This is a genomic window from Succinivibrio dextrinosolvens, from assembly GCF_900116345.1.
GTDB classification, from domain to species: Bacteria; Pseudomonadota; Gammaproteobacteria; order Enterobacterales; family Succinivibrionaceae; genus Succinivibrio; species Succinivibrio dextrinosolvens_B.
The window spans coordinates 21346-32613 of sequence record NZ_FPAH01000033.1; the positions used below are offsets into that span (position 1 = coordinate 21346).

An 11268-nucleotide genomic window follows, 5' to 3' on the forward strand; every position below is an offset into this window, starting at 1 on the left:
AATCCGTTCAATTAGTACTTATTCTCGGTTGAACCTGCGAAAAGTTGATACAGGCTGGCATCAGAGATCTCCGGCTCATCCCCTTCAAAATTAAGATTGATTCTGTAGCAAAATTCCACATTGTCAGCAGCAGGAATGGCATTGCCATTATAATCTCTGCTCATAGAGCTGCCGTTAATCTCGTGTTTTCTCCTATAAGTCAGAATACAACTTTTTCCATCTTCACTTAACTCTATACCGATGTCACTTAAAGAACCATTACCAAACTGCAGACCATCCTCAGTGTTGATAATGACATTTGCTCCATCCACATTCTCATTAAATCTTGTTTGAAACAATGTAAAGTGACCTACTGCATAGGTACCCTGATGCAGAAGTGTGGTGATACCGAGTTTCTGTTTATTTAGACGAAGTTTCTCCTGAGGAGAAAGGTCATCTAAGTTACGACCTTTAAGCAGAATTTTGGTTAACAAAGGATCAAAGTCTTTAGCATCAGAATAATAATACGTATTCCCCTGCAGAGTTACGGCACTGCGGCAAACGTCCCTACCAAATACATTGTTAAAATAATTTGTATGATCCTTGAAATCTGGATTCATACATTCATCCAACATTCCCTTATAAGCATTTTTCAGGTATGCCTTTAAACCTGGAGGACAGGTATCAAAGGTAAATTCCTTCCAGTGTTTTGAATGTTTGAGTAATTTTCTTAGTTCATTCTCAATCTTATCAAGAGAATGCTCAGTGAAACAGACAGAGCCAATGAACTGTCGTAAAAAATAATGTAGTTTTGGATCAAGATCCTTCTTAAAGGTGTCAAAAAGCGTTGGACCATGCTTTAAGACCAACTCAAGATTCCTGTTCGATAGCTCATGACCGTTACGAATAGCATCACATCTTTCCTGAGACATCCATTTAGATGCATATACCGCACGGCCGGTATTTACTAAAGAAAGCAGCTCTTTGTTTGACTCATTGAGCTTGCTGAGTGTTGCAACAGGAATCTGAGCCATAAGCTGACCAAACTCAGGGTTTTCATTGAAGATCTGCTGACGAACCATATCTTTGATGAGAGAGAGCTGGTTCTTCTGTGCATCAGTAAGATTTGCTCCATTCAGATCAAGCTGTGGAGGAAGAGCATTGATGAAAGTTTTTTCAAACTCAGATAAAGCCTTAAGAAGTTTAGTCTCATTAACAGTTTTACCGTGTGTTACAGGCTCAAGTATTACCTGCAGAGATTTAGGATCATACAAATGGGCAAACTGTGTTGCAAACTTTAACACGGTACCAAACTGATCAGGATGTTTACCGGCAAGTATCATATCGGTATATTTTACCTTTTGAGTCTCAGAGAGCCCTGATTTGTTCAGCAGTTTGAGATCTTCAACTCTAGGGGAGATGATTTGTCCTAGTTTATCTTCGATAAAAGCTTTAAACTCATCGCTATCTACTGCAGGTCGCTCCTGTGCAGGAAGATTTATATAGGCATCTAATAATGTTTTACGAGTTTCATCATAAGCATCAAAATTAGCTTTATATATTCTAATTCTAGAAATATCAGAGATATTCTGAGCTGCAATCATGGCTTCAAATATATTATTGAAGGTGTTTCTAGCAGCCAGATGAGTTTGTACTATGAGGCTAATTTCCTGCAGACACTGCTCATTGTGTTTAATATAATTCTCAATCTCAGTTTTGCTGTTTAATTTTTGTAAATCTGGAGTAAAGTTCTTGAGACTATTTAACTTAGAAATCATCTCATTCTTTAATCGCTCATCCGTTGGAAGAGAACTGAGCGTCAGATTATGCTGTTCCTTGCAAATATCTAAAACCGTATCCCGAAGAGTGTTGTTTTTTAAAGATTCAAGAATGAGTTCTTTGGCAATATCATGAATAGACAGATTGTCATATAGAACATTTTGATTCTGCCCATTTGCAGCAACAGATTTCGCTTGCAGCTTCTCTTTAAGCTTTACCGCTAAATTTTTATTTAAGATTTGGTCATAAAACATCAATGGAGAAGCTATTTTTATTGAGTTCTCCCCAAAAAGTTTGGTAACCTCCTCAAAGGCAGTCATAATCCCTGTTTTTAAGGCCACAGGCATTTTATCGGATTCATCTTTGTCAATTAGAGCTATTAGGTTAGCTCCACTGTTCTGCAGAGCTTGTTCAAACAAATGCTTTTCAGGAGCGTCAGCCAATTTATTAAATGCCGACACTAAGTCGTTATTGCCTGCAAGTCCAGCTTCAAGTCCAGGAGTTTTGTCAAACATTACCAGTGTAGTCAGATCACGCAGGAGAGACTGCTGATCTTTGGTAAGATCCTTCCACTTACCTTCACCAAGATCCTGCTGATACATAGAGTCAATGATATTACAGGTCTTTTTAAGTTCTTCCTGCAGTTGCGCTGCTGATGGTTTAGTAAAGCCTTCAGGAGGATTTACGGAACTGTTCAGCAGAGCACCTATGCCTCCCTGACCATGAGACAACACTGAATCAAGTGTAACCCCCTCAGGAAGTTCATTTTCAAGCAGCAGCATTGTTAGCTGAGTCGTTTTTTCCTGACTCAGACCAGCCTGTTTAAGGTCCTGCAGCAATTGATTTTTACTGTCGACAAAATCTCTGACCAGATTGTTAAAACTGTCCTCAAAATTACCCTGTTTTTCTCCTGCCTGATAAAGGATCTGCTCAACTTCGAGTTTTGCTGTTAATGACTTAAGCTCACAAGAATTCTTTAATACCGCAAAAGGAATTCCTGTAAGCTCGGATAACTGAAGAATAGCCTTTTCCTTGAAGACATTAACTGAAGCCTTCAGGCTGTCATAATAGGCATTTTTTTCGTTTATGAGGTTCAGATGTTTAGTAAATAATTCATCAAATTGAGCTTTAGTAAAACAGTTCTTCAGATCTTTAGAAAAATCTTCATTTTTTTGCAGATCACGGACAACTCTAGGAATATCTTTCACACCCAAGTGTTGTTTGTTTTTATCAGAAAGCTCATCAACAAAAAAGCTAACTTCTGCATTAGCAACAGCTTTTTGAGAGTATTTTCCCAATATAGAGGACATAATATCCAAAAGCCCTTCTTCCGGAAGATTTTTAATTTCGTCTATAAACTGACTGAACAGCTCTTCTCCTAAGAATTCTTTAAGTTCTGAGTCCGAACACTTGAACAAATTTCTTCTTCTAACATGTTCCTCTTTTGCAGACGAAATTGTATCTTTGATGAGCCTGGAAAAACTGTCTGGAAGCATAGAGAGCTTAAATTTTTTTGACTGAAGAACAGATGCTATATAGGCTCCATTTTTTTTCTGATTAACCATAGGTGCAGGGTTATTTACCTGCTGGGCATTGGCAAGATTCTGCTGCCCCTGGGCCTGATTGGCTCCCTGAGGAACTATTCTGCGATTACCGGCATTTCCTACCTGAGCATTACGGAGACCAGCTGGTACATTACCATTTTGAACTGGCACCTGATTATTCACATTGTTAAGATTCTGATTGCCCTGATGTGGCTGAACAATACGGTTATTAACATCTGTCATATCATGTTCCTCTTTTAAATGCTCTTAAGCTCATCATGAAGTCAGGCTTTTAAAACAGCGACCTGAAGTAGATTGTCCTCATGTTCTATCTCTGTCATGTTTTCAGAGGTCAGCTTATTTTTGTATTTTTTCGCGGTATAAACAAAATTATCCAGAATTCTCTCAAACTGTTGATAGGTTATATTCTGCTGGAGAATAAGATGGAGCATAAATTCGCTTTTGATCTCATCGTGACTCAGTACCGCGTTTGCAGTGGCTCTGCCCAGATAGTTTTCAGAAAGCAGGTGTGGAAATAAATCTTCCTTACCAACTGAAGAGCCTAATTCACAGATAAGATAGAGCTTGTCCTCATATTCCTCAAAAAACACTGTCACTTCACCAAATTTCAGTGCACAGGTATGTTCTTCTGAAAATTCAAGCTCCAAACCAAGATTAGAGCCGAGTTCTTTGATAAGCTCTTGTGCATTCATAATTGCATCACCATCTTTTCATTCAATTCAACATCGTAAAACAACACTTATTCTGTTTTAATTCTTTATCGATTTATGCTCGTATTCTGAGCTATATTTATTTCCCCAGAATAGATTTGAGGGGAACATACCGGCACTCAGCTTAAACAGATTGGAATTGCAGAAGAGTCCTTGTATGAGTGTTTCCCAAAAGAAAGAAAGCTATTTTTAAGTTTAGTTTGAAATATTCAGATCAACGTGATTTGGGTATCTTTTTTGAAGAGAATAAAGATACCCGCAATCACTGCTATTTATTTTTATCAAGTAATAGGCACGCTAAAACCACGCAGTTTACTGCGGGGATAAAGCGTGCCTATTACTTGATAAAAAATCTAAAGCATACATATTCTGTAGACAGACACAACTCTAGAAAACCGTAATTTTTTTTAAGTACTGAAATAGCAAATTCGTTAATTACAATGGAAATAAAGGCTAGGAGAAAAGGAAAAGTTTGATAGAATTATTACAAGCAACATCTAACATAAGGAATAAAAATGGAAATCCATCTGAATGACAGTTCAATGACAGGAACCGAAATCATCAGCTTGAACGGAAGACTAGATGCGTTAAGCTCAGAATCTCTTGAAGAAAAGGTTAATCCTTTAACACAGAACGATAATACAAATTCTCTAATCTTTGATCTTGCAGGACTTGAATACATTAGTTCAGCAGGACTTCGAGTCTTTTTAAAGACAGCAAAAAGCTGTAAAAATACCAGTAAAAAAATGTTTTTATGTGGTCTTTCTGAAAATGTTTCAGAGGTTTTCAAGATTTCAGGTTTTGATCTTATTTTAGAGATTAAGCCAGATCTGAATTCAGTAAAAGAAGCTTTAGCAAGCTGACAGGTAAAAGAATTGTTTCCTAAAGCCACACTTTTAAACGCAGCTGTTCTGGGTGTCATAATCCCCTGCTCCTATGCTCAGGTCACTTTAAATGTTGAGGAGACCGAGATCTATGCAGTTCCCTTCGATCAGGAAAATACGGTAGAACGCCGAATTGATACTCTTGATGTCAACAAGCTCTCAAAATACGCATACCTTTTAAGAGCAAATCACATGGTTATGCCTTCATACGGTCCTAGGACCTCAAAGGAGGTTAAGAAGAGAATCAAGGACTGGCACAGTTTTATTGCCGATGCGGCTGAAACCAACCTGCTGCCAGAAGAGCTTATCAAGGCTGTTATTGAAGTTGAATCTGGAGCTGTGGTAACCGCCGTATCCCAGTGTGGAGCTCAGGGGCTGATGCAGCTGATGCCTAAGACGCAGAGTGAGCTTGGAGTAAAAGATCCTTTCGATCCAAACGAAAACATCAGTGCAGGAACCCGATACCTCGCACAGCTGCTCAACATGTATGACGGAGATCTCTCCCTTGCACTTGCAGCCTATAACGCGGGTATGGGAAACGTCAACAAATACGGAGGAATACCTCCGTTTGAAGAAACACAGAACTTTGTAAAGAAAGTTACAGCCATATATCACAGGCTGCAGAAAGAGAACGCCAATTAAGCCTTAAGACACAATACTTATAAGCTTAGAGATGGTTTCATCAAAGGAGGTGGTCTCACCTAAGCCCTGTTTTAGGAAAGCGTTAATCTCGCCAATCTTATGCAGAGCATAGTCAGCCTCAGGATCAGAACCTTCCTTGTATTCACCCAGCTGAACCAGAAGCTCAATTTCCTGATACTTAGCCATAATGTTACGCAGTTTGCCGGCTGCTTCCTTATGCTCCTTGGTAACAATCGCATTCATAACACGACTTACAGAAGCCATCACGTCAATAGCAGGATAAAAGTTCTTTGAGGCCAGCTTTCTTGAGAGAATTATGTGACCGTCAAGAATAGATCTGGTTTCGTCGGCGATAGGTTCAGTCATATCATCACCTTCCACCAGAACGGTATACAGAGCTGTAATCGATCCCTTGTCAGAATTACCCGCACGCTCCATAAGCTTTGGCAGAGTTGAGAATACTGATGGAGGGAAACCTCTACGAGTAGGAGGTTCACCTGCAGCCAGACCAATCTCACGCTGAGCACGACCGAAACGTGTTACAGAGTCCATCATCAGAAGCACACTCTTGCCCTGATCTCTGAAATACTCTGCCACAGAGGTTGCAGTATAGGCAGCCTTAAGACGTTCCATTGACGATCTGTCAGAGGTTGAAATCACCAGCACAGTCTTTTTCAGGCCATCTGGACCTAAATCATGCTCAATGAATTCTCTAACCTCTCTACCACGCTCACCGATAAGAGCTAAAACACAGACCTCAGCACTGCAGCCTTTAATAATCTGAGATAAAAGCGTTGACTTACCACCACCGGCAGCAGCGAAAATACCCATACGCTGACCTTCACCGCAGGTAAGCATGGCATCTAATACTCTAAGGCCTAAGCTTATAGGCTTACAGATAAGCTTTCTGGTCATAGCTGCAGGAGGATCGGCGTAAACAGGGTAAAAATGGTGGGTGTTCAATGGGCCCTTTCCATCAGCAGGATCGCCCACACCGTTGATTACTCTTCCTAACAGTTCCGGACCCACAGGAACAGAAAGCACATGTCCTGTAGGAATTACCTCAGTATGGAAGGAAATACCCTCAAGATCACCTAGAGGGGTTAACAGAGCTGTGTTCTTTGAGAAGCCCACAACCTCAGCACGCAGTTCACCAGCCTGACCGGGAGTTCTCAAAAGGCAGAGCTCACCGACCTTAACCTCAGGTACAACCGCATGAATAATCGTACCGACAACCTCTTCTACTTTTCCTCGTATCTCAACGGTTGCGGCAGACTGAACTGCTTCTTCTAAAATCTGACCTATATACTCAAGAGCCATTTACTTCCTCTTGATATGATTTTCTAAACTGCGCTGCAGAATATTCAGCTGTGAGTTAAGACTTGCTTCTACCACACCTTGCTCTGTTTCTAACAGACAGTCTCCGACTTTTAGATTAGGATCGGCTACAAGGTTAATATAACCTGCAGGATTGTCTCGACCTACAAGATAATTCTGCAGAGAATCTCTTAAGATACGCTCATCCTGAGAGGAAACACGCATCAGAATACTCTTACTTCCTCTAACGGCATTTAAGCCCTGATGAACAACTCTGGTAACCAGCTCATTCTGATCAAAAGAACCGATAATCTTGCTGACTGCATCCATAACTACACCAACAAGCTGTTTTTCCAGACCTTCGATGGAATCAACCTGTCCCATAACCATATCCATCAGCTTCTCGGTGTAAATTGATTTACCCTCATCGACACCGACAGCATAGCCTTCATCGTAGCGTTTCTTATAAACCGCCTTGGCCTGCTCTCCAGCTTCTGCTGCAGCAGCTTTAACCTTGTCAACCAGTTCATTGGCATTGGAAAGCAGAGCATACTCAGAAGCCTTGATTATCTTGGAGCCTGGTCTTACATTCCACATTTTAGTGTCTTTTAATTGAAAATATTCTGACATGATCCATCAATCTCCAGACAGAGAATTTTAATTGTACAGTCAAAGATAAGTCTCTCATCACTGTCAGACAAATCAAGTCTGACCGGTGACTCTACCTTAAAGCTCATTTTTTCAAGACTCTGGGCTGATGCTTTCTCTAAAATATTAGCTAACACAGCATTCCCCGACTCTCTGACAGCCTGTTCAGTTGAAGAAAATGAAGAAACAATTCTGTTCTTCAGATGATTTGGAATATAAAGGCTTCCGCGCCTTAATCCGAAGGAATAAATCTCTTCCCCCAGATACTCTCTGTATTTTGTTACCTGCTCTTTCTTAATTTCTGAAACCAGTATCTGAGAACATATACATGCACACAGTAGTTTTCTAAGCTGTTCAAGATGTTCCTCAGAACAGAAACAGAACCTGTTGGCAGGTATTTCAAACTCAAAATATCCCTCGTTTACCTTCGAGAGTTTTCTCATAAGAGCGTGATTATCAAGATAACTCTGGGCACAGCTGCTCTGCATTATTTCATCAGGCAGCACCGCCTTTTCATCAAGATGGTTGTACTCAATGATTTTTTTGAGAAGCTCCCTTTTCTCAGTTAGCAGTGATAGAGCGAATTCTCTGTTCATAGCTGAACTCCATCACTTACTTTGGGGCTTCTTTATCGGCTTTAGGCTCTGCAGCAGGCTCTGCTTTTTTAGGCAAGTTCAACTCAAGAGTAATCAGCTTCTTAAACCTTAATCCAAAGACAGCAAGTCCTGATAGTAGAATGCCGGCAATAATACCAAAGGCCAGCAGAGCTGAAGTGGTCAGATACCAAGGCACAGTCTTAAGAGCAGGAGGAAGGATCTTCTCTCGGTAATCCTCAAGCATCACATTCACTCTTTCTCTGGTAAGTCCAGGGACAGCCTTGGCTGCGGTTTCACGAATTGCTCCCACCATGTTTACAACCGGTGAGTTAGGAGTATGTCTGATAAATACGGCTGCTGAAGGTGGAGTGGTAATACCTGATGACTGCTCATGCTGAACCAGGGTTACATGAACACGGGAATCCAGAACACCGTCAATCTTAGAGAATGTATCGGAAAGTTCCTGAGATAAAGCAAAGGCAAAACGAGCCTGCTCCTCAAGCTGAGAAGAAATCATGGAATCACCGGAGAACACAGTACCAAGACTCTTGAAAGGAGTACGAGGCAGAGAGTTTTCCTTGATAATATCCAATGCTCTGACCATATCCTCATGTTCAACGGCAATATGATAAAGGCCCTTACCCTCACTAACTTTTTCTGCCACAACACCACGTCTTAGTAAAGCAGATAACATTTCGTTGGCATCTTTTTCTGAGATTCCGGAATAAAGTGTTTCCTTACATCCAACAAGGAACAGAGAGAAGAGTATAGTCAGAATAACCGCAAATTTTTTCATAATAATATCTTTTCTTCAGAGCTAAGAACAGTAAAACATAACGAAGTTTCTCGCTGCTACTAAGAGTTTACGGTCCTTAAAAAAACAAACACAATTACACATTCCCTACAAAAAAATTATAGTTTGTCATTTAAGGATTTTCAGTCGAACCGGTTGGAAAATCAAAGATATTTGGTTCTTTTTTTGAGACTAATCTCTTAATTTTCAAAATAATTATAAAACTGTGTCATAAAGCATCATTTTCAATTCGATCTCGACAAAACTCTTTTTAACTATTTTTTCAATAAAGTCTGCATAAACAAAGGAGCACAAAGAAAACAGAGCAATTTAATCTTTTTTGCTACTAATCACTTAATTTTAATAACAAATATCCTAATATGGTCTGGACATCCGTATTTTTGTAAGAAAAAATGGAGTAAAAGTGATTACACAAGATAAAAAAATTCTAATCGCAAAAGATGACCGTAAAGAGGTTTATCTTTTGTCGAACATGGCAAACAGACATGGACTGATTACAGGAGCAACAGGTACAGGAAAAACCGTTACTCTGCAGACAATGGCGGAAAGCTTCAGTCAGATGGGAGTACCTGTATTCCTATCAGATGTTAAGGGAGATTTATCCGGTATAGCGGCTGCCTCCTCTCCTTCAGGAAAAATTGCAGAAAGAATCGAAAAACTGCAGTTAAGAGATCTTGGATATGAATCACGTGGCTTTCCTGTAGCTTTCTTTGATGTCTACGGTGAGAAAGGCCATCCGCTTAGAACCACTATCTCCAGTATGGGACCACTTCTTTTATCAAGAATTCTGAATCTCAATGAAGTTCAGAGTGGACTGATGCATATAGTCTTCAGAGTGGCTGATGATAACGGTCTGCTGCTTTTAGATCTAAAGGATTTAAAGGCAATGCTCAAGCACGTCTCCGATGAAAAGGCTAAATATCAGGAACAGTATGGAAATATTTCCGCAGCAAGTATAGGAGCAATCCAGAGAGGTCTTCTGCGTTTAGAGGACGAAGGCGGTGATCTGTTCTTTGGTGAGCCTGAGCTTAATATCGAGGATCTGATGCAGTCTGATGAAAATGGATTCGGACAGATTAACATTCTTGAATCTCAGAAGCTTATAAACAATCCTAAGATCTACTCTACAGTTCTTTTGTGGCTTTTATCCGAACTATACGAGAAACTGCCTGAAAGAGGAGATAAGGAGAAGCCTTTAATGGTCTTCTTCTTTGATGAAGCTCATCTGCTGTTTAACGATGTTGAGTATTCTCTGCTCCAGAAGATCTGTCAGGTAGTAAGACTTATCAGATCAAAAGGTGTCGGAGTTTACTTTATCAGTCAGAATCCAGCTGATATTCCTGATGAGGTCTTAGGTCAGCTTGGCAACAAGATTCAGCACGCACTAAGAGCCTTTACTCCAAAGGATCAGAAAGCACTTAAGGCTGCTGCAGATTCTTTCAGAGCAAATCCAGAATTCTCTACAGAAAAAGCCATTGGAGAACTAGCTGTAGGTGAAGCTCTAATATCATTCCTGGACGAAAAGGGTTCACCTCAGATGGTTGAGAGAAGCTACATAGTTCCACCTCAGAGTCAGGTTGGACCTATTGACGATGCTCAAAGAAAGAATCTAATCAGGACATCTCTGCTTGCAGGTATCTACGATACAGCAGTTGACAGAGAATCTGCCTACGAAATTCTAACTCAGAAAGCCTTAGCTGATAAGGAAGAAGCTCAAAGAGCGATTGAAGAGAAAGAAAGACAGAAACAGATGGTTCTTGAAGAGAGACAGCGAATTCAGGAAGAAAGACTTCGTATGGCTCAGGAACGACATCAGGCAGCAATGCAGAGACAAAGCGAAAGAGCTGCAAGATCAAATCCTACGGTTGTCGATCAGATTATAAGAACGACCGGCAGAACCATTACCTCATCAATAGGAAGATCAATCGGAAGAACCATTGTAAGAGGAGTTCTGGGAAGTATCTTCGGAAGCAGGTAGACAGTATAGAACCTGAATTGAGGGTGACTAAAAAGGTCGCCCTCTATTTTTACCTAAATTTTGTGGTTTTATTAACATTATTGATAATATTTTTATATTAAATCTTTATCTATTTCCTTGATATACAAAGTTAATATACTATACTTAATAATATAAAGAGTTATATTATTGGTAATATCGTTATGGATAAAGAAGATCTTTTCAAACCCTATATTCAAGATGATTTAGCCTTACTTCCTCCTTGTATTGGTGATTTTATCTCCCCTTCAGATCCCGTCAGACTCGTAAGTACAATTGTTGATAAACTTGATATCTCCAATATTCTTAAAGATTACAAAGGTGGTGGCACTACCAGT

The 11268-nt window shown here is 40.0% G+C and carries 9 protein-coding genes; 3 read left to right on the forward strand and 6 right to left on the reverse strand.

What is annotated here, in order from left to right; translation table 11 throughout:
• Positions 1–11: 11 nt before the first annotated feature.
• Together BM308_RS09755 and BM308_RS09760 are read right to left on the reverse strand one after the other, a co-directional pair.
• On the reverse strand, positions 12–3545 hold the full coding sequence (locus BM308_RS09755) for a hypothetical protein (protein WP_074944851.1): 3534 nt from the start codon (positions 3543–3545) through the stop codon (positions 12–14).
• A gap of 41 nt (positions 3546–3586) precedes the next feature.
• Positions 3587–4015, reverse strand: a complete 429-nt coding sequence (locus BM308_RS09760; RefSeq protein ID WP_074944853.1) for a type III secretion system chaperone — start codon at positions 4013–4015, stop codon at positions 3587–3589.
• Positions 4016–4548: 533 nt separating this feature from the next.
• Between BM308_RS09760 and BM308_RS09765 the strand changes: the two genes are divergently transcribed.
• Together BM308_RS09765 and BM308_RS09770 are read left to right on the forward strand one after the other, a co-directional pair.
• Positions 4549–4896, forward strand: coding sequence for an STAS domain-containing protein (locus tag BM308_RS09765; protein WP_083425535.1), 348 nt, complete (start codon positions 4549–4551; stop codon positions 4894–4896).
• Between the two features lie 12 nt (positions 4897–4908).
• Positions 4909–5559, forward strand: a complete 651-nt coding sequence (locus BM308_RS09770) for a lytic transglycosylase domain-containing protein (protein WP_074944854.1) — start codon at positions 4909–4911, stop codon at positions 5557–5559.
• Between the two features lie 3 nt (positions 5560–5562).
• Here BM308_RS09770 and sctN read toward each other — a convergent pair whose 3' ends face one another.
• The 4 genes from sctN to sctJ are packed head-to-tail and all read right to left on the reverse strand — an operon-like array spanning position 5563 to position 8916.
• Complete coding sequence (sctN, locus tag BM308_RS09775; RefSeq protein ID WP_074944856.1) at positions 5563–6879, reverse strand: type III secretion system ATPase SctN; 1317 nt, start codon at positions 6877–6879, stop codon at positions 5563–5565.
• The gene (locus BM308_RS09780; RefSeq protein ID WP_074944858.1) at positions 6880–7506 is read right to left on the reverse strand and encodes an HrpE/YscL family type III secretion apparatus protein; all 627 of its coding nucleotides are present in this window, start codon (positions 7504–7506) and stop codon (positions 6880–6882) included.
• Positions 7485–8120, reverse strand: coding sequence for a hypothetical protein (locus BM308_RS09785; protein WP_074944859.1), 636 nt, complete (start codon positions 8118–8120; stop codon positions 7485–7487). The genes BM308_RS09780 and BM308_RS09785 overlap by 22 nt, the downstream gene beginning before the upstream one ends.
• 16 nt (positions 8121–8136) lie before the next feature.
• The gene (gene sctJ / locus BM308_RS09790) at positions 8137–8916 is read right to left on the reverse strand and encodes a type III secretion system inner membrane ring lipoprotein SctJ (protein ID WP_074944861.1); all 780 of its coding nucleotides are present in this window, start codon (positions 8914–8916) and stop codon (positions 8137–8139) included.
• A 421-nt stretch (positions 8917–9337) separates the two neighbouring features.
• Between sctJ and BM308_RS09795 the strand changes: the two genes are divergently transcribed.
• Positions 9338–10912, forward strand: a complete 1575-nt coding sequence (locus BM308_RS09795; RefSeq protein ID WP_074944862.1) for a helicase HerA-like domain-containing protein — start codon at positions 9338–9340, stop codon at positions 10910–10912.
• The last annotated feature ends 356 nt before the right edge of the window (positions 10913–11268 follow it).